28 protein-coding genes are annotated in these 23539 nt (G+C 33.7%); 22 read left to right on the forward strand and 6 right to left on the reverse strand.

The annotated features are described in order from the left end of the window. Positions 1–43 precede the first annotated feature (43 nt). Positions 44–1825, forward strand: coding sequence for a hypothetical protein (locus IKS50_RS02795; protein WP_292844996.1), 1782 nt, complete (start codon positions 44–46; stop codon positions 1823–1825). Here IKS50_RS02795 and IKS50_RS02800 read toward each other — a convergent pair. Then, positions 1818–2948 (reverse strand): NAD-binding protein, encoded by a 1131-nt coding sequence (locus tag IKS50_RS02800; RefSeq protein ID WP_292844999.1) that lies wholly within the window; start codon positions 2946–2948, stop codon positions 1818–1820. The genes IKS50_RS02795 and IKS50_RS02800 overlap by 8 nt on opposite strands. A gap of 72 nt (positions 2949–3020) precedes the next feature. On the opposite strand from IKS50_RS02800, the gene IKS50_RS02805 reads away from it, so the two are divergent. Both IKS50_RS02805 and sfsA read left to right on the forward strand, forming a co-directional pair. Further along, complete coding sequence (locus IKS50_RS02805; RefSeq protein WP_366664911.1) at positions 3021–4562, forward strand: NAD(P)H-hydrate dehydratase; 1542 nt, start codon at positions 3021–3023, stop codon at positions 4560–4562. Beyond that, positions 4549–5292, forward strand: coding sequence for a DNA/RNA nuclease SfsA (gene sfsA, locus IKS50_RS02810; protein ID WP_292845004.1), 744 nt, complete (start codon positions 4549–4551; stop codon positions 5290–5292). The genes IKS50_RS02805 and sfsA overlap by 14 nt, the downstream gene beginning before the upstream one ends. On the opposite strand, the gene IKS50_RS02815 is transcribed toward sfsA, so the two are convergent. The 3 genes from IKS50_RS02815 to IKS50_RS02825 all read right to left on the reverse strand — a co-directional run bounded on the left by IKS50_RS02815 (position 5242) and on the right by IKS50_RS02825 (position 9342). After that, a complete protein-coding gene (locus tag IKS50_RS02815; protein ID WP_292845006.1) occupies positions 5242–5967 on the reverse strand; it encodes an NAD-dependent protein deacylase in 726 nt (241 codons plus the stop codon). The two genes, sfsA and IKS50_RS02815, sit on opposite strands and share 51 nt — an antisense overlap. 35 nt (positions 5968–6002) lie before the next feature. Then, positions 6003–7181: an argininosuccinate synthase gene (locus IKS50_RS02820; protein ID WP_292845009.1), complete on the reverse strand. Its 1179-nt coding sequence runs from the start codon at positions 7179–7181 to the stop codon at positions 6003–6005. Positions 7182–7419: 238 nt separating this feature from the next. Next, on the reverse strand, positions 7420–9342 hold the full coding sequence (locus tag IKS50_RS02825; protein WP_292845012.1) for an IGHMBP2 family helicase: 1923 nt from the start codon (positions 9340–9342) through the stop codon (positions 7420–7422). 44 nt (positions 9343–9386) lie between these two features. On the opposite strand from IKS50_RS02825, the gene IKS50_RS02830 reads away from it, so the two are divergent. The 19 genes from IKS50_RS02830 (at position 9387) to IKS50_RS02920 (ending at position 21071) form a co-directional block, all read left to right on the forward strand. Then, positions 9387–10127: a succinylglutamate desuccinylase/aspartoacylase family protein gene (locus IKS50_RS02830; RefSeq protein ID WP_292845015.1), complete on the forward strand. Its 741-nt coding sequence runs from the start codon at positions 9387–9389 to the stop codon at positions 10125–10127. Positions 10128–10196: 69 nt separating this feature from the next. Then, complete coding sequence (locus IKS50_RS02835; protein ID WP_292845018.1) at positions 10197–10904, forward strand: metal-dependent hydrolase; 708 nt, start codon at positions 10197–10199, stop codon at positions 10902–10904. 314 nt (positions 10905–11218) lie between these two features. Further along, positions 11219–11533: a monovalent cation/H+ antiporter subunit E gene (locus IKS50_RS02840; RefSeq protein ID WP_292845021.1), complete on the forward strand. Its 315-nt coding sequence runs from the start codon at positions 11219–11221 to the stop codon at positions 11531–11533. A gap of 30 nt (positions 11534–11563) precedes the next feature. Beyond that, positions 11564–11830: a hypothetical protein gene (locus tag IKS50_RS02845; RefSeq protein ID WP_292845025.1), complete on the forward strand. Its 267-nt coding sequence runs from the start codon at positions 11564–11566 to the stop codon at positions 11828–11830. Beyond that, positions 11827–12249 (forward strand): cation:proton antiporter, encoded by a 423-nt coding sequence (locus tag IKS50_RS02850; protein WP_292845028.1) that lies wholly within the window; start codon positions 11827–11829, stop codon positions 12247–12249. The genes IKS50_RS02845 and IKS50_RS02850 overlap by 4 nt, the downstream gene beginning before the upstream one ends. A 1-nt stretch (position 12250) precedes the next feature. Then, positions 12251–12484: a DUF4040 domain-containing protein gene (locus tag IKS50_RS02855; RefSeq protein ID WP_394357516.1), complete on the forward strand. Its 234-nt coding sequence runs from the start codon at positions 12251–12253 to the stop codon at positions 12482–12484. Beyond that, on the forward strand, positions 12484–12870 hold the full coding sequence (locus tag IKS50_RS02860; RefSeq protein WP_292845036.1) for a cation:proton antiporter subunit C: 387 nt from the start codon (positions 12484–12486) through the stop codon (positions 12868–12870). Before IKS50_RS02855 ends, IKS50_RS02860 begins: the two co-directional genes overlap by 1 nt. After that, the gene (gene ehbF, locus IKS50_RS02865) at positions 12863–14317 is read left to right on the forward strand and encodes an energy conserving hydrogenase EhbF (protein WP_292845039.1); all 1455 of its coding nucleotides are present in this window, start codon (positions 12863–12865) and stop codon (positions 14315–14317) included. The genes IKS50_RS02860 and ehbF overlap by 8 nt, the downstream gene beginning before the upstream one ends. Continuing rightward, positions 14314–14649 carry a hydrogenase gene (locus tag IKS50_RS02870; protein WP_292845043.1) on the forward strand — a complete coding sequence of 112 codons (336 nt, stop codon included), beginning with the start codon at positions 14314–14316 and terminating at the stop codon, positions 14647–14649. Before ehbF ends, IKS50_RS02870 begins: the two co-directional genes overlap by 4 nt. Next, complete coding sequence (locus IKS50_RS02875) at positions 14642–14920, forward strand: EhbH (protein ID WP_292791859.1); 279 nt, start codon at positions 14642–14644, stop codon at positions 14918–14920. The genes IKS50_RS02870 and IKS50_RS02875 overlap by 8 nt, the downstream gene beginning before the upstream one ends. After that, a complete protein-coding gene (locus tag IKS50_RS02880) occupies positions 14917–15393 on the forward strand; it encodes an MnhB domain-containing protein (protein ID WP_292845047.1) in 477 nt (158 codons plus the stop codon). Before IKS50_RS02875 ends, IKS50_RS02880 begins: the two co-directional genes overlap by 4 nt. Beyond that, positions 15393–15641 carry an energy-converting hydrogenase B subunit J gene (locus tag IKS50_RS02885; protein WP_292845050.1) on the forward strand — a complete coding sequence of 83 codons (249 nt, stop codon included), beginning with the start codon at positions 15393–15395 and terminating at the stop codon, positions 15639–15641. The genes IKS50_RS02880 and IKS50_RS02885 overlap by 1 nt, the downstream gene beginning before the upstream one ends. A gap of 12 nt (positions 15642–15653) precedes the next feature. Continuing rightward, positions 15654–17063 (forward strand): 4Fe-4S binding protein, encoded by a 1410-nt coding sequence (locus IKS50_RS02890; RefSeq protein WP_292845053.1) that lies wholly within the window; start codon positions 15654–15656, stop codon positions 17061–17063. Beyond that, the gene (locus IKS50_RS02895) at positions 17064–17555 is read left to right on the forward strand and encodes a 4Fe-4S binding protein (RefSeq protein WP_292845056.1); all 492 of its coding nucleotides are present in this window, start codon (positions 17064–17066) and stop codon (positions 17553–17555) included. It begins immediately after the preceding gene. Beyond that, entirely contained in the window at positions 17556–18002 is a 447-nt protein-coding gene (locus IKS50_RS02900; RefSeq protein WP_292845059.1) for an NADH-quinone oxidoreductase subunit B family protein, read from the forward strand. Positions 18003–18012: 10 nt separating this feature from the next. Next, positions 18013–19140, forward strand: coding sequence for a nickel-dependent hydrogenase large subunit (locus IKS50_RS02905; RefSeq protein WP_292845062.1), 1128 nt, complete (start codon positions 18013–18015; stop codon positions 19138–19140). A 4-nt stretch (positions 19141–19144) separates the two neighbouring features. Continuing rightward, complete coding sequence (locus IKS50_RS02910; RefSeq protein WP_292845065.1) at positions 19145–20143, forward strand: respiratory chain complex I subunit 1 family protein; 999 nt, start codon at positions 19145–19147, stop codon at positions 20141–20143. Positions 20144–20155: 12 nt separating this feature from the next. After that, positions 20156–20419: an energy-converting hydrogenase B subunit P gene (locus IKS50_RS02915; RefSeq protein WP_292845068.1), complete on the forward strand. Its 264-nt coding sequence runs from the start codon at positions 20156–20158 to the stop codon at positions 20417–20419. Next, positions 20412–21071 (forward strand): DUF5612 domain-containing protein, encoded by a 660-nt coding sequence (locus tag IKS50_RS02920; RefSeq protein WP_292845072.1) that lies wholly within the window; start codon positions 20412–20414, stop codon positions 21069–21071. Before IKS50_RS02915 ends, IKS50_RS02920 begins: the two co-directional genes overlap by 8 nt. 54 nt (positions 21072–21125) lie before the next feature. On the opposite strand, the gene cas4 is transcribed toward IKS50_RS02920, so the two are convergent. Further along, complete coding sequence (cas4, locus tag IKS50_RS02925) at positions 21126–21920, reverse strand: CRISPR-associated protein Cas4 (RefSeq protein WP_292845075.1); 795 nt, start codon at positions 21918–21920, stop codon at positions 21126–21128. A gap of 135 nt (positions 21921–22055) precedes the next feature. Then, positions 22056–23534 (reverse strand): sodium-dependent transporter, encoded by a 1479-nt coding sequence (locus IKS50_RS02930; protein ID WP_292845078.1) that lies wholly within the window; start codon positions 23532–23534, stop codon positions 22056–22058. Between the last annotated feature and the right edge of the window lie 5 nt (positions 23535–23539).

Consider the following 23539-nt stretch of genomic DNA (forward strand, 5'->3'; position numbering starts at 1 on the left):
GTTTAAAATGAATAAATTTTTAATCTTTCCAATTTTACTGTTAATGGCTTTAAGTATTGGATTTGTTTCAGCTAATGACAATGGCACTATTGATGTTTCCCTAACTGATGGAGTAATTTCTCAAGATAGCGATAATAATCTAATGATTGAAGATATTGATAGCTCTACAAACGAATCTTCAAAAGTTATTGATGAGATATCTAGTCGGAAAAATACAAAAATTGAAGCTAAAGATATTAAAACGTATTATAAAGAGGATGTGGAATTAGTTAGTTACTTAAAGGACTCCAACAATAAGCCACTTTCCAATAAAAAAGTTTCTATTTTTATAAACAATAAGATTTACAATAAATGCAGCAATAAAGAAGGCAAAGTCGTTTTAAAACTTAATTTAAAGCCGAATGCATATGCCGCAACAATTAAATTTGGAGGAGATGAGAATTATTCTGCCAGCATGGTGAATGCAAGTGTTAAAGTAGATAAGGCTCCTTTAGTAATTTGCACTAAAAATTATAAGACTCATTGGCATTCAGATTTATTTTTTAAAGCAAAAATCCTTAATAAAATCACTAAAACTCCTGTAAAAGGAATTAAGGTAACTTTTAAGGTTTATATGGGCAACAATAAATATAAAACTTATTATGCTACAACTAATGCTAATGGCATAGCCACTTTAAAAAAGAATTTTAAGGTGGGATTCTATAAAGTTGCAACTTCGATTAAGAAGAATAAAAATATCAAATCTAAAGACAGTAAGGCAACCCTGACAGTTAAACCAACAGAAGAATACGGGTGCTGTTCATTTTATGTCCAAGTAAGCAATTCGGAATCTCTCACAGGTTTTAGAAGAGACGGAACAAATGCAGTTAAAATACATATTGTAAAATGCAAATGGAATGGTAGAACAGCAGTAAAACAGTATAAGACCAACAGTTACTTTTTCCATACAATAGTCACTTCCGACGGATGGATGGTGGGAACTGGCGGAATTGATAACCCGACTATTAATAAGGGCATTGAAAAACTTGCTGGAAAAATGGTTAAATCTGGTAAAATAAATAAAGCCTCCCTTAAAAAAGTTCAAAAATATGAAAGGTCATTGGGCATGGGTCACTTTGCAATTAAAGCGCCGAATGGCAAGTATGGTCTTGTTTGGGGAAGCGCCATTTATAAGGGCAAGTTAAAAGCCGGGGAATATTTAAGCGTTCCAAATGGCATATCCTCGTTTAGGCATAGTACATGGGAAAAATTCAGCAAAAATCCTAAAGATGCAGCAATAAAAGTTGCAGCAACAGACCCATTTGGAATTAATAGAAGGGGAATAACCGCATTTCATTGGAAAGCCACAACTACTGAAGGCAAGACAACCTCAAAGGTAAAAGTTTATGCCGCTAATGATAACGGGCAGTTACTGGGAAGAAGCACCGGACATTTAAAAGATAGTATTTACTTTGGAAATAAATTCATTTCTAAAAATAAGCTACCCGCAACTCCCTCTTCAAAATACCTTGGAAAACATAAGTTTGGAAGTATCGATAAGTTAATCAAAACAGTTACTACTGTTAAAGCTCCGGAATTAACTAAAACTCTTAATGAATCCACTAAGTTTAAAGTAACTGTTAAAAATAAGAAAACTAAAGTGGCTATTGGTGATCTTAAGCTGAAAATAAAAATTTCAGATAAGGTTTACACAGTCAAAACAAATTCGAAAGGGGTAGCTAAGTTTAATGCCTCAAGTTTAGACATTGGCAGGCATAATGTTGTGATTTATTCTGGAAATAACAAGTACTATGTTTCAGCCAAAAGTACAATTAACATTATTTAATTTCCTTTGCCGTAATTTCAGCTATTTCTTTGTTAGTTAAATCAATGCCAATAATCTCTTCTTGTTTTTCCAATTCTTTTAGTAATTTGTTGAAGGTAGATTTATCCGGACCGGAAATTAAATGGGAGTGTATGTTATTTACAGTTTTATATAAATTATTCAACGCTTGTCTTTGATCATCATGTGTGTTTAGATAATTCACGTATTTTTGCCCATCTAATAGGTTCATTGTTTTAATTTTACGGGTAAACGGAGTTTCAATTCCAGGAATATGGTATTCAATGCTTTCTAAGGTACAGCCATTATCAGATATTATTTTAAACTCATCGTATATCTCATCCACTGTGTGTTTTACAGTAATCCTTAGAACATGAGGTTTAACTGATTCATAGTATAAATCTTGTCCTCCAATAATTTCAGGGGATACAATTTTATCTGCACCAGCTTTTTTAAGTCTTTTAACATTATCAAGTTTGCTTGCTCTTGAAACAATCCAAGCGTCAGGATTTGTTTCTCTGATGGTTAAAACAATAAACAGATTGTCGACATCATCTCCAGTACAGATTATAACGCTTCTACATTTTTCACCCGCTAATTTGGCTACTAAATCATCTTCAATTGCGTCATCGTTTATAACAACCACCCTGTCACTTTCTTCAATTGAATCACATATTTCCTTATCTTTATCAATCACAATCACATTCTGATTTCTCTGCATTAATTCATCAAAAACTACTTTTCCCACTCTTCCAAAACCACATATAATATAATAATCTTCCATTTCGTTAATTGCTTTCAATGTTCTCGCTCCTTTTGAAAATTTCCTCATTTTCTCCTGGAAATTTGCTAATATGATGTTGAATACATAAGCAAGTAACGCTACCCCTCCAAGGGCTAGTGTTGTTGCAAATATTTTTTGGATTCCTGTGTGAGGAGTATAATCCCCATATCCCACAGTAGCCATTGTAATAACTGAATAATAGATGGAATCAATTAAATTTAAACCCATTATAAAATAAGAACCTACAATTCCGTAAATAAAAAGTATTATAATTAAAATTAATCCATTACTAATGTATTTCGTTGGCAATCTTGTTAAAATTTTTAATATTATTTTTCTCATATGATTTTTCCTTAACTTAAGATAATTATATTTATATTAACTAGGTATATTTTAATTTATAAGGTGATTTTTTTGCATCCAATTGACATGATGGTTACAGATTATAATTGCGAATATTTAGGTTTATCAAGGTTATGTTTAATGGAATCAGCTGGAAAGTCTTTAGCTGAAGAAGTTGGTAAAATTGCAGTTTATACATTCTCCAAACCCGTTAAAGTAGTGATTTTCACAGGTTCTGGAGGAAATGGTGGGGACGGTTTTGTTGCTGCCAGATACTTGTTAAATAGAGGTTATGATGTTGATATTTATATGTTGAAAGACAATATTCGCTCAAAAGAAGCTAAAATTAACTTCGAAATCTTGCAGAACATGAAGCCACGTTTGTCTCGTTTAAATGTGTATAATCTAAAAACATTAGATGATATTAATAATAGCGAAGTTGCAAAAAGCAAGGATTCAGAATATGTTATTATTGATAGCCTTTTAGGGACCGGAATTAAAGGAAACTTACAAACCAATGTTAGAAGAGCAATTGAAATAATTAATCAGTCAAATGGAGTTAAAATCAGTGTTGATGTGCCATCAGGAATGGATCCGTTAACAGGCGAAATAAGTGATTTGGCTGTCGTTCCGGATTATACAATCAGTTTCCATAAAATCAAAACTGGCGTAAGGGATGCTGAAGAGGAACTTGTAGGAGGTCTTGTAACAGCAGACATTGGAATTCCATTTGAAGCAGAGTACTTTGTAAATTTTGGCGACTTTTTAAGACTTAAAAATAGGGATGAAAAATCACATAAAGGCAATAATGGAAGATTGTTAATAGTTGGGGGAAGTAAGGATTATTCCGGTGCTCCTGCTATTGCGGGAATGGCTGCAATTGGCGCAGGTTGTGATTTGGTATATGTTGCAACTCCTGAAAAATCTGCTGAAGCTATTAAATCAACATCTCCTGATTTAATTGTCAAATCATTAGAAGGAGATAAATTATCCTTAAAACATTCAGGTGAAATATTGGAAATGGCAAATAATGTTGATGCAGTTTTAATTGGTCCGGGAGCAGGAATTGATGAAGAAACCTCAAAATTATTCAATGTTCTGGTAACAAAAATCAAAAAGCCTATTGTTTTGGATGCAGACAGTTTAAAACAGGTAGAACTATCATTGATTAAAAATCGTCATGATATCATATTGACTCCCCATATCTTTGAATTTAAATCATTTTTCAATGTCGATGATGATTTGAAATTGGACATTGACTCATATGACTTTAATAGAGTAGATGAAAATATCACACAATTCCAAAAAATCACTCGCCAAATTAAAGGAACTGTAATTGTTAAAGGCCAATATGACTTAATATTATCCGGGACCCGTTTTAGAATTAATAAATCAGGCAATGCTGGAATGACTGTTGGAGGAACTGGAGATGCTCTTGCAGGAATCAGTGCTAGCTTACTCGCACAAGGACTAAATTCATTTGATTCAGCATGTCTTGGCGTGTTTATTAATGGGGTTGCTGGTGAAAGAGCATTCGACGAGAAAGGAAATGGATTTTCAGCAACAGATTTAGTGTCCTACATTGGCAGTGTGATTAAAGATGGATTACGTTAAGGGTATTTTTAAAAACCGTCCAAATAGATTCATTGCCGAGGTTGAAGTTGACGGCAAACTTGAAATTGCCCATGTTCCAAATACTGGGCGTTGTAAAGAGTTATTAGTTGAAGATGCCTTGGTTTGGCTTAAACCATCTGATAATCCGAATCGTAAAACTAAATTTTCACTTCATTTTGTTGAAAATAAAGGTGTTCTTGTATCGCTTTTCTCTCAGGAAGCTAACAAAATCGTATATGATGCAATTGTTGATGGAAAAATAAAAGAACTTTCAGGTTATGACTATCATCAACGTGAAAAAACAGTTGACAACTCAAGAATAGATATTTATTTGGCAAATCATGAGGATGATTGTTGCGGAATGAACTTTTTAGTTGAACCTTGCTATGTTGAAGTTAAAGGAGTTACCTTGATTGTTGATGGTGAGGCAAGATTTCCGGATGCTCCAACTGAACGTGGAGCAAAACACTTAAAAGAGTTAATAAAACTTAAAAAAGAAGGAAAAAGATGTGTGGTGTTTTTCTTAATCCAACATCCTATTGGAAAATCTTTCAGACCAAATTGGGAAAATGACCCAATATTTAGCCAAACTTTAAACGATGCATATGATGCAGGGGTTGAAATTCTAGTTTATGGATGCGACAATCAATTATCCGGAATAGAATTGATTCCTGAATCCCTAGATTTTGATTTGGGACAAAGTCTCTCCAATAGCATCATTAATGACTAAATTAGCAAAATTATCATAAGGTGTTTCACTTTTATTTATTAACACTAAATTTTTCCCATTAAAGTATTCAATCAATCCTGCAGCAGGATATACAACAAGTGAAGTTCCACCAATTATTAAAGTCTCTGCATTAGATATATAATCAATAGCAAAGCTTAAAACGGCATTGTTCAGTGGTTCTTCGTACAATACGACATCAGGTTTAACAATTCCTCCGCATTCGCATCTTGGAATTCCTTCACTTTCTAAAATATAATCCAGAGAGTATTCCTTATTGCATATTTGACAATAATTCCTATGTATACTTCCATGAAGTTCCAGAACTTCTTTGCTGCCTGCTTTTTGATGAAGGCCATCAATATTTTGAGTAATTATTGCTTTTAGTTTCCCTGCCTTTTCAAGTTCAGCTAATTTTAAATGAGCAGGATTGGGCTGTGCATCCTTAAAAATAAGATTTTCTTTATAATATGTGAAAAACTCTTCAGTATGGTCTAGATAATAGCTATGGGATACAAGGTTTTCAGGAGTGTCACCATATTTTTCTAAACTTTTGAATATTCCACTTTCGGACCTAAAATCAGGTATTTCGCTTTCTGTTGAAACACCTGCCCCTCCAAAAAATACAATATTTTCTGAAGAATCAATAATTTTTTGCAATTCGTTTATTTTAGACATAATATTAAAAAAAGAAGTAAAGGATAGCTAAAAAGCTATCTGTTTAATTTTTGGAAGTTTGCAGCTTGAAGACCATGGTGTTTAATCATACCTTCAACTTCTCTTTGATCAGTTTCTTTGTCTTCAAAAGTAATTTGTTCAATGCTGTGTAAGCTAAATGGAGATTTTCTTATAATTGGTTGAATGGATCCTTTAAAGAGTTTCATTACAACTTCTCCACTTACTCTTTCTTGCATTTTGTCAATTGCTTGGTCTAAGTCTTCTCTTAATGGTTCTTGCCAGAGAGCGCAGTAGACTAAATCAGCATAAAGTGTTGACATATATTCTGCAAATCTTAACTCATCAGTTGTTAAAACCAATTCCTCTAAAGCTTGGTGTGCAGCAATTAATAATTTTGCACCAGGAGTTTCATAGATTTCCCTACTTTTAATACCAATCATTCTGTTTTCAATAGTATCTATTCTGCCGATAGCATTGTTTCCGGCAATCTCATTAGCTTTATCAATTAATTCGATTAGAGGCATCATCTCGCCGTTAATAGCTACAGGAACACCTTCTTCGAATTCAATGGATACTTTTTCAGGTTCGTCGTTTGCATCTTCCCATGATTTGGTCCATTCGTAAATGTCTTCTGGAGGTTCATTTGCAGGGTCTTCTAAAACGCCTCCTTCAATTGCTCTTCCCCAGATGTTTTCATCAATACTGTAAATTTTACCATAACTTAACTCAATGCCTTTGGATTTAGCGTATTCTTGTTCTTCACTTCTTGTTAAGTTCATTTCTCTGATTGGTGCGATAATATCTAAATCAGACATTGCGCGAATAATTGCTTCAAATCTAAATTGGTCGTTTCCTTTTCCAGTACACCCATGTGCGATAGCGGTCGCTCCCTCTTTTTCAGCTACTTCTATAATTTTTAAAGCGATTAATGGTCTTGCAAGGGCAGTACTTAACGGGTATCCTTCGTATTCCGCATTTGCTTTTATTCCGCGTGTAATGTATTCGTTAGCAAATTCTTCTTTAGCATCAATGTTGTAGTGTTTTAGTCCACCAATTTTTGATGCCATTGTTTTTGCTTTTTCCATCTCTTCTTCGCCTTGTCCTACATCTACACATGCAGTAATTACTTCTACATCATATTTTTCTTCTAATAATTTAACACATACGGAGGTGTCAAGTCCTCCGCTGAATGCTAAAACTACTTTATCAGTCATTTAATCACCATATAATAAAAATAAGTTTTACAGTAAATAATATATTTTTAATAGTATTTAAAATTTAAAAAAGTTGGCAGAAGAAAACTCTTAATTGAGGGTGTTAATTGAGGCTGATTGTATAGGGGGTTTTAAAATAAAACCTCAATTAAGAGCTATCGTGAGTTGAAAGTATTGTCCTTACTTTCCCTCTCAATTACTATGTTTGTTGTCATAGTATATAAAAGTTTAGGTATGCCTAAATTTTAGCCAATAAGTTCCTTTCTTCACAAAAATTTATCAGTCGTTCATAAGTTGGATTGGCTTTTAAAGTATTTTTATTACCGATAATAATCAATTTCCGTTTTGCGCGAGTTATTGCAACGTTCAATCTTCTTAAATCACTTAAAAATCCGATATTTCCATTTTCATTACTTCGAACAGTGGAAATGATGATGATTTCCTTTTCTCTTCCCTGAAACCCGTCGACAGTTTTGACTTCAACAGGGGTCATTTCCTGAATGATTTTCACCTGATCTGCATAGGGGCTAATGATTCCGATATCTTCTTCGCTGACTCCTGCATTCAAATAATCCTGGACGATTCCGGCACTGGTTTTTGCTTCCAACTCATTGATTATTGATTTGGAGTCTTTCAGGTGAGTTTCACCTTCTCTGTCTGCATCCGACGTATCGATGAAAAGTAAGGCTTCCTCCCGGTAGCTGCCATCAAGAATGTCATTGATTGTTATGTCATCGACGCTGGAATCGCTTTTTAAGCTATTGTCGTAAAATTCTTCATTCGGAAACTTCATGAGAAGGCTGTTCATACGATATTGGATGTTCAGCAATTGGGATTTAAATGGATACATCCTGATCAGTTCCTCGAATAATGTTTTTGATAACTCCCCTGCCCTCTCGCTTATGATTGTTGGAGGCAGTTGCTTGTGGTCTCCCGCAAGAATGAATCTGTGGGCTTTCGCTATCGGTATCAGCACACTTGGGATTGTGGCCTGTGAAGCTTCATCAATAATTGCAACGTCAAATTTAACTCTTGCAATTGATTCAAGAGCAGAAGATGAGTTTGTGGCAAGAATCACGTCGCTTGAATCGACAATTTCTTTTATCATACGGTTTTCAAGCCGTTTAATTTCATCATGGGCCTCATCGATTTCCTGATTGATTTCAATCCATTTGGCCATTGATTTCATCTTTTCGGCGCTTATTCCACGACCGCCTTTTCCTCGGGAGGCATTATGCAATATTTCATAATCTCCAAATCCTCTGCGGTATTGCGGCGTAGGCTTTGTGTGAACTTTACGTTTTTCAATCAGATTATCGATATTTTTATAAATCTTTTTGGTTTTCTTATTAAGCTTATGATTTTCCACCTTATATGCCAATGTCTGGGTGATATTGTGTTTTGAAACTCTTTGAGGATGACCTAATCTTGTAAGGTTTAATTTCTTGTTCTCCATTAGTCTCTCCAGGATATTGTCAACTGCAGCATTGCTTTCGGCTGTAGCCAATACTTTATGGTTCTGACGAGTTTCTTGTGAGATTAGTTCTACCAATGTCCTTGTTTTACCGGTTCCAAATGGTCCATGAATTAAAAAGAAGTTTTCACATGACAATGCATTTTCAATGGCTTTTTTCTGTGATTTGTTAAGGTTTTCATCTATGTATGAAATATAAGGGATGTCCCTATTTTTCTTGGGATTCCTTTCATTTAAAATATATTCCAGGGCATTTTTTCCTTTTAAACTTAAATGATTCAGATTATCTTCCATCCGTCTAAAAGTAATGTCATTGGCATATAAATCGAGTCTAACTTTCTTTTTTATTGCCCATTTAGGAACACGTTTGTCAAAAGCGACTTTAATAAATCTGGCGCCTTTTTCAGTCACTGTGCCTGTTAAATCACTTCGCAATGGATTATCTGTACTAACTAAAACCATGTCTCCAACTGATATCTCAGTGTCGATTACTTCTGATCTTCCAAACTGGACAATTTGTAGCCCTAATTCCTTACCTAAACTTTTCCCTTTAACTTTATTAATGGCTCTTCCAAGCTCTTCTCTTTTTTGCCCGGACATTGTACTTATTTCATGGGTCATTAAATCAATTTCAGCATCTCTTTCATAATTTATGAGCCTAATTAAGTTTTTAATATATTTCTTCATTTTCATACTTATTTTTAAATAAGAGTTTTACTGTATATTTAATTATGCTTTTCAAAAAAATTGAGGAATTTGGCAATTTAGAAATGAAATATATTTCTGATTTTTCAGGAGGATATATTTCACGAAATAAATCCATCTTGGATAATTTAGAATTAAACAAATTTACTCAATTTGTGCTTGAAAAATCTGTTTATGGGACTCCCATTTTTAAATTAGGAAATAAAGGAAATAAAATATTAATTTTATCAGGCATTCATGGAAATGAATTGCCTTCACAAGTTGCTAATATGAAATTATTAAATAAAATGTTGTATGAGGATTTAAATCATACGATATATTTCATTCCATTTGCATCCCCTAAATCCAGTATGAATAATCAGAGAACATTAAATACAATGGATTTAAATCGTTCTGCTCACATTAAAAACTCTTTAAGCAATTTAATTATTCAGACTGTTGAAGATTTGGGAATTAATTTTGTTGGAGATTTCCACTCAACTTCTTTCACCTCAAATCCAGGTATTGAATCTATTTTTTCATCAAAAGCCCCGTCTCCTGAAAGTTATCTAATTGCAAATTATATTTCAAAAGATATCGGATGTGATGTTTTATCTGTAGATTTTGCAGGTTCTTCTTATAAAGGGGCTGTTGAGGATGTTTGTAATTTAAATGGTGTTCCTGCTATTACTGGAGAGGTTGTATGTCCATTTGCAAATATTGGCGAAGGAACTGTTGAAAGGTCATTTGCTCAGATGGTGAGTTTTTTAGAATATTTTGGCGTGTAATTACTTTTCAAATGCTCTCTCATTAATCTTTTAAATATGAGGATTCTATTTTTAACTAAGGTGATTTAATTGTCTTCTTATAAAGGGCATTCAATATTTGCACTCATACTCTCATTGATGTTTTTTCACAATCCTCTAACAATTGCTTTAACATTGATTGGTGCAAATATTCCCGATTTTGATCATAAATTCAAAAAAGATAATGTCTATAAGATAATTATTTTAGGATTAATAGTGTTCATTTCACTTTATATCCTTAAATTACCTTATTTTATTGGTTTAATTATTGTATTTTTAGGTGTTACTTTTTATTTTTCAGAACATAGAAGTTTTACTCACTCCATTTTTGGTGTTTTGACTTTAACTGCTGCCGTTTCATTAGTGTTGATTTGGGGGTCCCAGTTAATCTCTGCTGTAACAATCATAGATAATCATTATTTGCTAATGGCCATTCTGATTGCTCTTTTGAGCTTCTTATTCTTAAACAGGAAGCTATTGATGATTTTTCTTCCATTGTTTTTCATTAGTTTATTTGTTCTTCCAGCATTCGAGATTTCATATCTTGAAATTGTCTTAAGTTTATTCTTGGGCATATTTTCACATATTGTCCTTGATTCGTTCACACCGGCAGGAATTAAGATATTTGCACCTGTGTCCTCAAAAAAGGTTTATAGGAATTTTGGATTGGGCATGGTCTTTATATTGGCGGTGATTTCAATAATTTACCATATTCCTATTCTATTCAATCTGTTCGGCAATTATATTTTACATGGTTAGACAACTAATTGTTTAGGACTATAATATATGCTTAAGTATTACTAAATTGTATATTCGAATACTTAACATTTTTTTGACTATATAAAATCTTTTAATTCTTGTTTTAACTAGTAATTTGACATTATTTAATCAATTTAATGGGCATTTTTGTTCATGTATATTTTTTTAATTATTTTTAACAATGTTAATTCAATTTTTGAATACTTTTTTTAAAAAAGCATAACTTTATAATGAATAATCATGATAAATAATAATATTATTATTTAAGGTCAATTTTTGACTTTTTAATAAAAATATGAAATGGAGCTTATTTAATGTTTTTGACTAGAATCGGTTATGGAATTATATATTTCCTTGACCTTATTTACGAAATCATAAAAGCAACAATTGACGTTGCTTTTAATGGGGTTATGAGGAGAAATATTGATCCTATTGTCGTGGATATTGAAACAGTTTTAGAGAGGCCTGTTTCACAGACAATTTTAGCAAATAGTATTTCTTTAACTCCAGGTACTTTGTCTGTTGATTTGGACAGTGAAAATAACATTATCAAAGTAGCTGCTATTTCTCCAAGAAAAAAAGAGGATATTATTCCTTTTGAACCTTATATAAAGAAAATGTTAGAGTAATACATTTTCAAAAAAGACGAGTGAGATAGTATGGATATATTGATTATTTCAGAATATATTTTGGTTATAGCATTAGTTATAATGATGCTAGCCAGCTTAAGAGCAAGTGCATATAAATCCACTTCAATGGGGCTTTTAGGAAGTTCCATCATTGTTAATGCCTTCGCTGTAGCATTACTCATTTGTGGTAGTTTATATAATCTTGAATTCTATAGAGATATATCATTAGCTTTAATATTCTTTGGTTTTGTAGGAACTATTGCTTTCGCTGTAACATTGGGAGGTGAAGATAAATGATTGAGTACATTCAATCAGCACTTCTTATAATTGCAGCTATCTTAATTATTATCTCAGCAATAGGCCTTATTAGCTTAAGCAGCAGTACAAAAAATGCACTTTATGCAAGAATCCATATTGTGGGTTTATTTGATATTGCTTGTGTTATTGCTATGATTGGTCTTGGCCAATATCTCTTGGCTGGAATTTACTTTATTCTAGCACCATTTGTGGCGCATGCAATCGCTAATGCTTACTGGAAAAAAGAAGATAGAGAAAATAACATTGATTTATTGACAGTTGAAGAAGAAGTAGATGAAAATCATCCGTTTATTCATCCTAAAGAAAAAATGCAAGCTTTAGAAAGTGAAAACTCAGAAAAACTTAAAGCGGATGATAGATTTTCAGTTACTACAATAGAAATTGATGAGGGTGAGTAATATGATAGAATTTGTATTGTGTATTATCGTAATATTAAGCGCAATTCTTGCTCTTATTCAAAAAGACTTACTAAAAGCAGCAATTTTAACCGGATTTAGTGGTGGTGCTCTTGCAGTATTATTCCAGATATTGCTAGCACCTGATGTTGCTCTAACACAGGCTATTGTTGGTGCAGCAATCGTACCGGTATTCATTGCTCTAGCTGTTAAGAAAACCCAGAGGAGTGATAGCTAATGGCACAAACTCAACTAGCGATATTATTAACATCAGCTGCTTTAATAATTATTGGACTTTATTCAGCAATTTTCATTGATAATATCATCAAAAAGATTATTGGTATTAGCTTCATTGAAGAAGGAGCTAACCTGTTCATTGTTGCTATTGGTTATAAAGCAGGAGGAGTTGTACCAATTTTAATGCCTGGAATGGACACTTCATGGTTTGCAGCAAACGCGGCTTATCCTTTACCTTTCGGTTTAGTGCTTACCAGTATCGTAATCGGTGCAAGTACCTTAGCAGTAATGCTTGCTTTAGTGATGGTTTTATACAGAAGATATGGCACATTATCTACAAAAGTAATGTTAGCCGACACATCAAAACAGGAGGAATACAATGAATGAATTAATCCCACTTATGGTAATTGTTCCTCTTATGGCAGCATTATTAATTAGTGCCTTTTCAAAGTTAAACAAAGTAACTAAGATTTTCGCATTTGTTGTAGCGATATGTTTACCATTAATTCCATTATTATCCAATTACGGTCTCCACTATTTTGGTGGTTATGAACCGATGTTGGATAATGTTACAGGAATAATGTATCATCCAGCAATTACATACTCATTCACATTCTTACAACAAATTATCATATGTGCTGTAGGTCTTTTGACATTCTTAGTTATATTCATTTACTTGACCAAATATAAGAAAGTTTCCGGACCTTACCTGTTCCTATTGTTCTTAGGTACAGCAGCGGTAACTGCGATGATTTTAACAGACGACATATTCCACATGTTCGTGTTCTTTGAAATATTAGCTTTAGCACAGGTAGGTATAGTTGCGGCATCTTCAATCGATTTCAGTTACGAAATGGCTTTAAAGTATATGATTTTAGGATCCATCGGATCTCCGATAATGCTTTTAGGAATTGGATTCTTACTGGCATTAACTGGTAGTGTAAATGTAACAGATATTGCACTAGCTGTTCATACAGGTTTAATTGATGCTACATCTCCAGTATTTTTATTATCACTCGCATTAATATTCTTTGGTTGGTTATACGCATCCGGTTTACCGCCATTCCATACAATAAAATCTGGAATTTATTCAAAAGCCGAACCGCACGGAGCAGCACTCTTACAATCATTTACAGTTGTTTCAATGATTTCAATTGTAATAATAATGTTTAGAATTTACTCTTCACTTCCAATCTTTGAAGTTCTCGTGGTCTTCTTCTCTATCTTAGCCATGATATTGGGTGTCTCTCTCGCATTAACCCAAACAGACTTCAGAAGAATGATTGGATTTTTAGCAGTAGGTGAATTAGGTTTCATCGGTTTAGGTATTGGGCTTGGAACAAACTTTTCAATTACAGCAGGACTCTTCCAAGCATTAAACGAAATCATAATCACCGCATTATTATTCATAGGATTTGGCGCAGTTGTTCATGCAACAAATGAAGTAGATACAAGAAAATTAGGCGGAATTCTTGCATACCATCCGAAAGTATCTATAATGCTTTTAATTGGAGGTCTTGCAATGGCAGGGGTTCCTCCGTTAAGCGGATTCCAATCTAAATTAATGCTTGTTCAGGCATCTTTAAGCTGCGGATTCCCTGAAATATCTATTTTAGCCATTATGGTAAGTATAGCAACATTTGTGGTATTTGTAAAAACATATTATACTATGTTTTTAAAACCAAAACCAAATGACTTGGATCTTGAAGGAAAAGAGGTTCCAAAATCCATGGTTTTCGCAATGGGAGTATTGTTGATTATCATCATACTTTTAGGTATTTTCCCAGATGTTGTTACAAGTGGAATTTCTAACTTTGTAGGAGGGATATTATGAAACTGTATGACCAGATATTTGATGTTGTAAAACAGTTCAGAAAATTGTTCTCCCCTGGACCGGTCACCAATGCCGATGTTTCAGGAAGCATTACAGCAGAAATATTTTTAATCGTATCATTGGTCTTATCCGCAATATTGTTAAGGCATGTAAATGTTTTGCTTGCCGGATTGGTTACCTTGATAGTAGCTATCCTATTAATTTCTAATATTCCGCTCATTCCGAAGTTTAAAATCGAACAGGAAGATTCACTTGAAAAGATGATATTTTATGCGGTTTTAGTTCTGGCTCTTTTAGTTACATTCATGTACTGGGGTGGTAATCTTGTCTAAAACTACAATTCGCAATTTACTTGCAGCAGTATTGACAGCGGTATTTTCCGTTACTTTGCTTGATGCGATATACAACTTAAGCAGCATCATAAATCCTGGTGTAAGTAACATTTACAATGCTTTAGGAACTCAGATTGCTCCAAACATGGTAACTGTTGTCATATTCGACTTTAGAGCATATGATACATTAGGAGAATCAATTATATTATTAACTGCTGGATTAGTAGTCTTGCTAATATTCGGCAGAGGATTATTGGGGGCTAAAAAATGAGTCAAGGTAGTATGATTTTAAAACTTATATCTTTACCAATTTCAATTATATTGTTCTGTTTAGGTATAATGACCATTCTTGGCGGCCACATCACTCCTGGAGGAGGTTTCCAAGGTGGAGCAATGATTGCAAGCGGAATTATATTATCTGTCCTTGTTTATGGAGTAGGTAATTCCCCATTAGAATTGTCACATTTATATATTGAAGTTTTAGAATCTGTTGGTGCATTAGGTTTCATTGTCTTTGGATTAATAGGTTTGTTTGTAGGAGGATTTTTCTTATACAATGTAGGAACTGATTTACTTAATGTTGTTCCTCAAGCAATCCAAAGCGCATTACATTATCCAGATGTTACAAATGCAGGTATTATCCCATACCTCAACATATTTGTTGGATTAAAGGTATTTGTGGGATTATCTTCAATTGTTATTGCATTTGCAGGTTTTAAAAAATTTGTAGAGGAGGGTGAATAATGTTATCTCTAGGGCCAATTATATTCGGATTAATATTAGGTTTAATCATTGGATCAAGAATTAGACTCAATGTCAATGATACTCATTTCACTCTCGGAGCATTTATAATAATACTTATTGCAGGAATAATTGTAGCATGGCAAGCTGGTAATTATCCATTTTACACAGATTTGCCAATATCCACTGCATTTTTATCTGCTTTAATAGGAATTTTTGTAGGCAAACTAATATTTGCAAGGAGTAAATAAGGAGTTTTTATTATGTTTTTAACAACTAATGCATGTGAAAAAAGTGAAGAATGTATTAAAACATGTCCTACAAAATCTATTAGACTAATCAATGGTGTTCCATTCAGTTGTCTTACTTGTGGAATCTGTTATCAAAACTGTCCAAACCATGCAATATTTAAGAATGGCTATGGAGGATATGTTGTAGACAGAGCTAAATGTAATGGCTGTGGAATGTGTATGTACAATTGTCCTACAAATAACATCACTATAAATGATGGAATAGTATATGGTATTTGTTCACGTTGTGGAGTCTGTGCAGAGCAATATCCTGAATATCGTGTTGACGGATTTGAATTCGAAAAGGAAAAACAAATCCAGTTAATCAAATCATTTAACATTTTAAATCCGCCGTTGGACGATGTGCCTCACAAAAGCGAAAGCAAAGTCAAAGTGGTTTCAAGAACTTACTTTGGAACCGATACTGAAAAATGTATTTTATGCGGCAGATGTGAAGAGTACTGTCCAATGGGTGCAATTCATGTTAAAGTAGACAGGGATGAAGGAATCTGTAGGGAATGCAGATTATGTGCGGATGTTTGTCCAAACGAATCAATGAATAAACATCAAATGGTCAATACCTCTTCATGTACACTTTGTCTAAATTGTATGAAGGCTTGTCCGCATAATGCAATTTCTGTTGAGGATTTCAAGATTGTTGTCAATAAATTAAATCAGGATGCAATTGGAAAAATCGTAACCTGTCTGAATTGCGGATTATGTGCAGATTTATGTGAAAACGGTTCACTTAAACGTGATGACGGCAAATTAAGATATGATCCAACAATCGATACGGAAAATATTACTCATGATTTGGCTATTAGTCATTGTCCGATTCACACATTGCGTGAAGACGATGAAATGTTTATCTATGACGAATATACTGAAGACGAGCTTCCGGCACTGACTGGTTTCTGTGTTAGCTGCGGTAAATGTGTTCAAGTTTGTGATGAAGAGGGTGCTCGTCAAGTCATGACTCATACCTGGGACGGCAAAGTCACAGATGATTGCATTTCTTGTGGAATTTGTGTTGAAATGTGTCAAGAAGATGCAATCACATTATACAGAGGAAATATTTCTGTTGATATGGATAAATGTATATTATGTGAAAATTGTGCAGTCCATTGTCCAGTCGAGGCAATTCCAAAATCAACAATGTATAAAAATGAAATTAAAGATGGATTTAACTTCATTGAACAGAAATTATGTATGCATTGTGGTGTTTGTCATGGAATTTGTTCATATGATGCAATTGAAGAAATTGATGGTAATTACGTAGTTAACGAAGAAAATTGTACTTATTGCGGCGCATGTAAAAACGCATGTCCTGCAAGGGCATTTTTATTCGAAAGAAATTTTAAAGATTCAATAGAGGGTATTTAAATGAGCAGTTTACTTAGAATAGCTTTGGAAGGAGCTTTTACCAACTTTAAAAGAATCTTTTTTGCAGCTGATAGAGTTACAGATATGGATATGAGAAATCAAATCGCAACACTATCCGTTAAAGTTGATGATAGGGTTGATGAGAAAGCTTGTATCGGATGTGCAGGTTGTGCTAATGTCTGTCCAACAGGTGCAATTGAGATGAAAGAATTAGCAAATCCAGTTAAAATCACTGATGATTGGACTAAAAAAGAAGTGCCTCAAATTACTCTCGAAAAATGTGTTGTTTGTTATTACTGTCATGATTTCTGTCCAGTTTATTCACTTTATGGTCAAAAAGGAACAATACATCCAAGTAATGTTGGAGATCAAGAAGTGGACATTGCAGAAACCATGTCTCAGCCATTTAAAATTTCTGATGAAAAACTCAAATTCATTGCACAATATTTATCAGATAATACGGTATTGAAGAATAGAGAGGAGGGTGATTAGATGGGTCTTAAATCATTTTCAAGAGCAAGAGCAATACATGTCATGTTGGTTTATACCGGCGGGTGTAACGGTTGCGATATTGAAATTGTAAACACAATTCTATCACCTAGATTTGATGCTGAGCAATATAATGTGTTCTTAACATGGAATCCTCGTGAGGCTGATGTTTTAGTTGTCACAGGACCGGTTACACATTTGAATAGGAAACCATTGGAAGCAATTTATGAGGCTATTCCTAATCCAAAATTAGTTGTAGCTGCAGGTAGTTGCGCACTGATGGGTGGTGTTTATAAGAATTGTTATGGTGACATTCCTTCAGAAGAAATTGAAGGGCCAGTTGAAAATATTATACCTGTTGCTGCAAAGGTTCCGGGTTGTGCTGTAAGGCCTCAAGATGTTTTGGCTGGTGTTGTATCACTTTTACCTACATTATTAGATGCGGATTAGAGGGGATTTGATGGATAAGAAAGTACCAAGAAGTAATATTATTGAAACTGAAATTCCAATGGGTACAGTTCACCCTGCTGCATTGGAGCCATATAGAGTTAGGTTTTTTGTAGAAGATGAAATTGTTCAGGAAGCCGAAATCACTATTGGTGTTAATCATAGGGGTATTGAAAGGATTATGGAAGGTCTTCCGGTTGAAAAAGCAAATGCCTTAACTGAAAAAATCTGTGGAATCTGTTCTAATTCACATATATGGAATTCATGCAGAACCGCAGAAATGGGGTTGGGCATTGAAATTACAGAAAGAGCCAAATATATTCGTGTAATTATGGGGGAGCTCGAACGTTTGCATTCACATTTCTTGTATTTGGCTCACGGTTGTGAAGTACTGGCTCATGAAACATTTTCAATGAGAGTCTTCTACTTAAGGGAAATAGTAATGGAACTGCTCGCAATGATTGGAGGAAACCGTGTACAATACGGCTGTTCAGTTCTTGGAGGAGTAAGGCCAAGATGTGATTTGGATGAAGCTAAGCTATTAAGACTTAAAAATGACATGGATGCAGTGGAAGAAGGACTTACTGGATTTGTTGAAAGATTTTTAGCAGATTCCATAGTAATGTCAAGGATAACTGGCGTCGGTGTGCTTCCTCAAAAGCAGGCAATCGAACTTGCCGTTACCGGACCTAGCCTTAGGGCAACCGGTGTTGCAAGGGATTTGAGAACAACCATGTTTGAATATGATGATTTTGACTTTAATGTTATAACTCAACCTGATGGGGATGTTAAATCAAATTTGGTTATGAGGGCATTGGAATCATTTGAATCAATTAAAATCATAAGGCAGGCTATTGCAAATATCCCTGAAGGTAAAGTGGTAAATCGTGACTGGGAAATGGTTGATACTGATATAACTGAAAGTTATATTGAAGTTCCAAGGGGAACTCTCTATCATTCATATGCCCTAGAAAGTGGAAGAGTAAGGCACTGTATAATCAGAACTCCATCAATGGCAAATATTGGCGCAATGCAATATGCATGTATAGGAGAACAACTTACAGATGCGCAATTATGTATCGTACAATGTGATCCATGTTTCACCTGTACCGATAGGGCAATTGAAATAATTAGGAGATAGAGAAATGTTTGAAAATATACTTGCTAATTCAATTGTTGCAGTAATCCTAACAGTTTTAGTTTGTTTTGTAATTTCAACATTACTTCCAGGAATTGAGAGAAAATATATTCATGCAAGAATTCAACAAAGGATTGGGCCAATTGTAATTGCTCCGGGAATTATGGCTCCAATCAAATTCATGTTTAAGGAAAACGTTAAGGTTTCCTCTCCTGTTCCGGGATTATATAAAGCATTGCCAATTATATGCTTTATTGTAGTCTTATGTATTTTAGTTGCATTAACTCCGCAAGCTTACGCAATCCCAGCACTTTCAAGCTTGGTTGCAATTGTAGGATTTTTAAAAGTGGAAGAAATCTGTTACGTATTGATGGGAGCATTATCTAAATCTGTAATGTCTGTCAGAATGCCTTTCCCTGATAAAATTAAAGGAGCAGCTCATTTAAAGTCAAATCGTTCATTTGTTGAAGATATGAGTGCAAGAAGGTCACTTAGGATGATTACCTATGGTTCATTCCCATTGTATCTTGCATTATTTGCACCTATTACTGCTGCAAGAAGCATCTTCTTACAGGATATTGTAACTTATCAGCAAATCAACGGCCCGTTCTTGTTCACAGTATCTGGCGGTATCGCGGCAGTTGTATTTTTCATCGGTTACATGATTATATTAAATGAATATCCATTTTCAATCATTAAAGCTAAATCCGATGTAATCGAAGGACCATATATGGAATATGCTGCTAAATACAGAGCTATTGTTTATCTGACAAGAGGATTTTTCATGTTTGTACTTGGTGCAATCTTTTCAGTGTTATTCATTGGAGTTCCACCAACAATTTTATCATGGGGAATTATAGTAAATATTATTGTAGCATTAATTTTTGTATTTATGATGGGAATATTCTCAGCATTTGCTCCAGTATTTACAAATAGACAATTATTGCCAACCATTTTGGGCACAACATTACTTGGAATATTAGCTATTGTTATTGGATTATTATAGGAGGAATTATTTATGAAATTTGTTATGAGACCATATCACATGGTAAGTCTTGGAGGATATATTGTCGAATGGGATTTTCCTTACAGAAATCTAATTGTTGTAAATAAAACCTCTGAACCAATTAAAATAGAAATACCGGTATTTCATGAGGAATGGATTCGAGAACATAAAGATTTAGGTCTTGATGTAATACCTGTTACTAAAGATGATAATTATTTAAGTATGTGGAAAAGAGCACATGCAGAACTTGATAAAATAAGGCCAAAAAATGACTGATTATGCACTAACAATTAAAGCTGATGAAGAAAAAGGAGTTTTAGATGACATTACTGATGTTATCACTAATCATGGTGTTAATATTAGTTATGTTAATCTTTTTGTTGAAAAAAACAATGTGGGTTCTATTAACTTAGAACTTGAACATGTTGAAGATATTGATGTGTTAATTTCAGATTTAAAATCAATAGATGCAGTAAACTCAGTTGAATTACATGGTTCACAACTTGATATTTATGGAAAACGTATAATTATTGTCGGTGGAGGAGCACAAGTATCACAAGTAGCAATGGGTGCAATTACCGAAGCTGATAGACATAATATACGTGGTGAGCGCATAAGTATTGATACTATTCCATTAGTTGGAGAAAAGAATTTGGCTGAAGCTATTGAAGCGGTTTCAAGGCTGCCTCGTGTAAGTGCTTTGGTGCTTGCAGGTTCACTTATGGGTGGAGACATCACAAAAGCTGTTAAAAAAGTTAAGGAAGAAAGTAATTTAGTGGTAATTTGTCTAAATATGCCTGGAAGTGTAACCAAATATGCTGATTTGATAATTACTGATCCTATTCAAGCGGGGGTCCTGGCGGTAATGTCAATTGCGGATACGGCTGTTTTTGATATTAAACGTTTAGGTGATAATATCAAGTTTTAATTCATGTTTATGGATGTATAGGAAAGGGAGTTAAATTATTAACTCCCTTACCATTTAATTTTTTAGACAAATCTCTTTATATTCACATTTTTCACATTTTTTAGGACTTTTTTTAACATTAGGCATTTTTTTATTTTCAATAATCTCTTTAACTTCACGAAGAACGTTAAAATAAGATTTTCTTAAATCTACATCCATTACAACAGGGCGCCTGTCACCTATCTTTTCATAATCCACAAAACCAACATAAACGTCAGTTGAGAATTCTTCTTCAATTAATATTGCATTTGCTACAAGTTCTATTGCGTCCTGGTCCCAGACGCCCTTTAATGGAGGTTTATTGCTTTTAAGAAGTATTGGATAATATTTTCCATCAATTATTTCAATTTTATCACATATTCCAATTATGTCCAGGCTTTGATCCTTTATCAGATAGGAATACATGCAATTTGGGAAAAACATATCTATTACTTCGAATGCATTTTTATCGAGAATTGTCATAGCTTGTTTTACTTTTAAGGAGGTCATTTTAATGCTGAAATAAGCTTCGTCAATGATTTCATTAATTTGTGATGCTTCAAGCCCTAAATTCATTGATATGATTGAATGAGTGGTGCTTTTAATGTAGGGGTCAATGTTTTCTGATAGTATGCTTTCAATTTCCGTAAGCGTCATCTCTTTCCTGATTTTACGCATATTTTTCTGAATCAGATCCTGAATATCAATTTTAAGCTTTTTTATCTCAATTGCTAATTGGTAGTTTTTATTTTCTTGTGAATCTAAATGGATTTGGTGATATAACTTCAGTGGGCAGTACATATGTTGTTTAATTGAAGAAACTTTTATCATTTCATAACCTCTTAAAATTGTAATTATTAGTTTAAACTTAATAATATTTAAAATAAGAAGTTATAAATAGTCTAAATTTTTTAAAATAAAATAAAAAAAGTAAATAGCTAATAATTTAGCTATTTAAAGTTAATTTCATACATTGTAGTAATCTTTGTTAATTGCAGGTAATTTTGCTAAGATGATTGGAACTACAATTAGAACAATTGTCAATATTACCATTATTGTTGTACTGAGACTATCGGCAGTTGCCATTGTTGATAATACTCCTTGAATCCAAAGGCCTGCAATACAAAGGGGCAATATGTATTTAATAACTGTTTTCCAAGTTTTACCCACTTTAATTGTTGAATTCTTGTTCAATGTTTCAATCAAATCGTCAAATTTGTATATCCAACCAAAGATTATGCATTCAAGAAGAATTGCGAACAATAATGCGAAATTATTTAAATATGCATCGAATATTCCAAGTATTGTACTTCCAGCGCCTGTTGCAAAAATTGTTGAAACTAAACATCCAACTATACAAACTGCGGTTGCTGTTTTTTTACGTTCAATAAGGAATTTTTCAGAAATTGAATAACAAAATCCTTCAAGAAGTGCAATAAGGGAAGTAATTCCTGCAAATAATATACAAATGAAGAACAATGGTCCGATAATGTATGCTGCACCGCCCATTGTGTTAAATACTTGTGGGAAAACTACGAATGCAAGACCAGTTCCAGAGGTTACAAGTTCATTAAATTGAATGCCTGTTGTCACCGCCATGAATCCTAAAATTGAAAATGTTCCAATTGAATTAAAAACTTCAAAACCTGAATTTGAAAATGCCACAATTACCGCATTATCAACTAATTTTGAACCTTCAGGCAGATAACTTGCATATGTCATTGCAATTGCCATGCCTAAACTTAAGGAAAATACTATTTGTCCAAATGCGGCTAACCATACATCCAGATTAGTTAATGCCGACCAATCGGGGGTAAAAATCTGAGTATATCCTACTGATGCGCCAGGTAAAGTTAAAGAGAAAGCTACAATAATTACTACAATTGCACAAAGTAATGGAATTAAAACTTTGCTGACATTACCAATTCCGTCGTTCAAATCTCTTTTGATAATGAACCATGATAAAAACCAAATAGCGATTATTGATGCAAGAACTGTTGGAACAATAGTGAATAGCCCAGATATCGAATCAGTTGCCTGCAAGACATTATTTGTAAAGAATACGTCCGGATTCGGACCCCATGCTTTTGTAAAACTTAAAAATATATAAATCAAATCCCATCCAACAACACATACGTAATATGTTGCAATTAGAAATACAATAAGCAGTATAAACCATGCTACTACTTCTAATTTTCTGCTCATGGTAAATAGTATCCTTGCAAGTGACCTTTTAAATTTATATCCTACCGCATATTCTACCAAAACAAATGAAATTCCGAGCAGGAATAAAGAAACGATATAAGGAATCATGAATGATCCTCCGCCGTTTGAATATAAAACATTTGGAAAACGCCAAATATTTCCGAGACCCACAGCAGAACCAATCATTGCCATCATAAATGCAAAATTACTATTCCATTCTGATTTTTTTGTCTCTACCATTCTAT

Source organism: Methanobrevibacter sp. (assembly GCF_017539065.1).
GTDB lineage: Archaea > Methanobacteriota > Methanobacteria > Methanobacteriales > Methanobacteriaceae > Methanocatella.

Bases quoted from the DNA above. Each gene is read 5' to 3' on its own strand.
- IKS50_RS02870 (WP_292845043.1), top strand. From the start codon at position 14,314: ATGAAACTGTATGACCAGATATTTGATGTTGTAAAACAGTTCAGAAAA.
- IKS50_RS02915 (WP_292845068.1), top strand. From the start codon at position 20,156: ATGAAATTTGTTATGAGACCATATCACATGGTAAGTCTTGGAGGATAT.
- IKS50_RS02885 (WP_292845050.1), top strand. From the start codon at position 15,393: ATGTTATCTCTAGGGCCAATTATATTCGGATTAATATTAGGTTTAATC.
- sfsA (WP_292845004.1), top strand. From the start codon at position 4,549: ATGGATTACGTTAAGGGTATTTTTAAAAACCGTCCAAATAGATTCATT.
- IKS50_RS02920 (WP_292845072.1), top strand. From the start codon at position 20,412: ATGACTGATTATGCACTAACAATTAAAGCTGATGAAGAAAAAGGAGTT.
- IKS50_RS02910 (WP_292845065.1), top strand. From the start codon at position 19,145: ATGTTTGAAAATATACTTGCTAATTCAATTGTTGCAGTAATCCTAACA.
- IKS50_RS02830 (WP_292845015.1), top strand. From the start codon at position 9,387: ATGCTTTTCAAAAAAATTGAGGAATTTGGCAATTTAGAAATGAAATAT.
- IKS50_RS02825 (WP_292845012.1), bottom strand. From the start codon at position 9,342: ATGAAGAAATATATTAAAAACTTAATTAGGCTCATAAATTATGAAAGA.
- IKS50_RS02820 (WP_292845009.1), bottom strand. From the start codon at position 7,181: ATGACTGATAAAGTAGTTTTAGCATTCAGCGGAGGACTTGACACCTCC.
- IKS50_RS02900 (WP_292845059.1), top strand. From the start codon at position 17,556: ATGGGTCTTAAATCATTTTCAAGAGCAAGAGCAATACATGTCATGTTG.
- IKS50_RS02850 (WP_292845028.1), top strand. From the start codon at position 11,827: ATGATTGAGTACATTCAATCAGCACTTCTTATAATTGCAGCTATCTTA.
- IKS50_RS02840 (WP_292845021.1), top strand. From the start codon at position 11,219: ATGTTTTTGACTAGAATCGGTTATGGAATTATATATTTCCTTGACCTT.
- IKS50_RS02815 (WP_292845006.1), bottom strand. From the start codon at position 5,967: ATGTCTAAAATAAACGAATTGCAAAAAATTATTGATTCTTCAGAAAAT.
- IKS50_RS02800 (WP_292844999.1), bottom strand. From the start codon at position 2,948: ATGAGAAAAATAATATTAAAAATTTTAACAAGATTGCCAACGAAATAC.
- ehbF (WP_292845039.1), top strand. From the start codon at position 12,863: ATGAATGAATTAATCCCACTTATGGTAATTGTTCCTCTTATGGCAGCA.
- IKS50_RS02895 (WP_292845056.1), top strand. From the start codon at position 17,064: ATGAGCAGTTTACTTAGAATAGCTTTGGAAGGAGCTTTTACCAACTTT.
- IKS50_RS02880 (WP_292845047.1), top strand. From the start codon at position 14,917: ATGAGTCAAGGTAGTATGATTTTAAAACTTATATCTTTACCAATTTCA.
- IKS50_RS02795 (WP_292844996.1), top strand. From the start codon at position 44: ATGGCTTTAAGTATTGGATTTGTTTCAGCTAATGACAATGGCACTATT.
- cas4 (WP_292845075.1), bottom strand. From the start codon at position 21,920: ATGATAAAAGTTTCTTCAATTAAACAACATATGTACTGCCCACTGAAG.
- IKS50_RS02860 (WP_292845036.1), top strand. From the start codon at position 12,484: ATGGCACAAACTCAACTAGCGATATTATTAACATCAGCTGCTTTAATA.
- IKS50_RS02855 (WP_394357516.1), top strand. From the start codon at position 12,251: ATGATAGAATTTGTATTGTGTATTATCGTAATATTAAGCGCAATTCTT.
- IKS50_RS02930 (WP_292845078.1), bottom strand. From the start codon at position 23,534: ATGGTAGAGACAAAAAAATCAGAATGGAATAGTAATTTTGCATTTATG.
- IKS50_RS02890 (WP_292845053.1), top strand. From the start codon at position 15,654: ATGTTTTTAACAACTAATGCATGTGAAAAAAGTGAAGAATGTATTAAA.
- IKS50_RS02905 (WP_292845062.1), top strand. From the start codon at position 18,013: ATGGATAAGAAAGTACCAAGAAGTAATATTATTGAAACTGAAATTCCA.
- IKS50_RS02845 (WP_292845025.1), top strand. From the start codon at position 11,564: ATGGATATATTGATTATTTCAGAATATATTTTGGTTATAGCATTAGTT.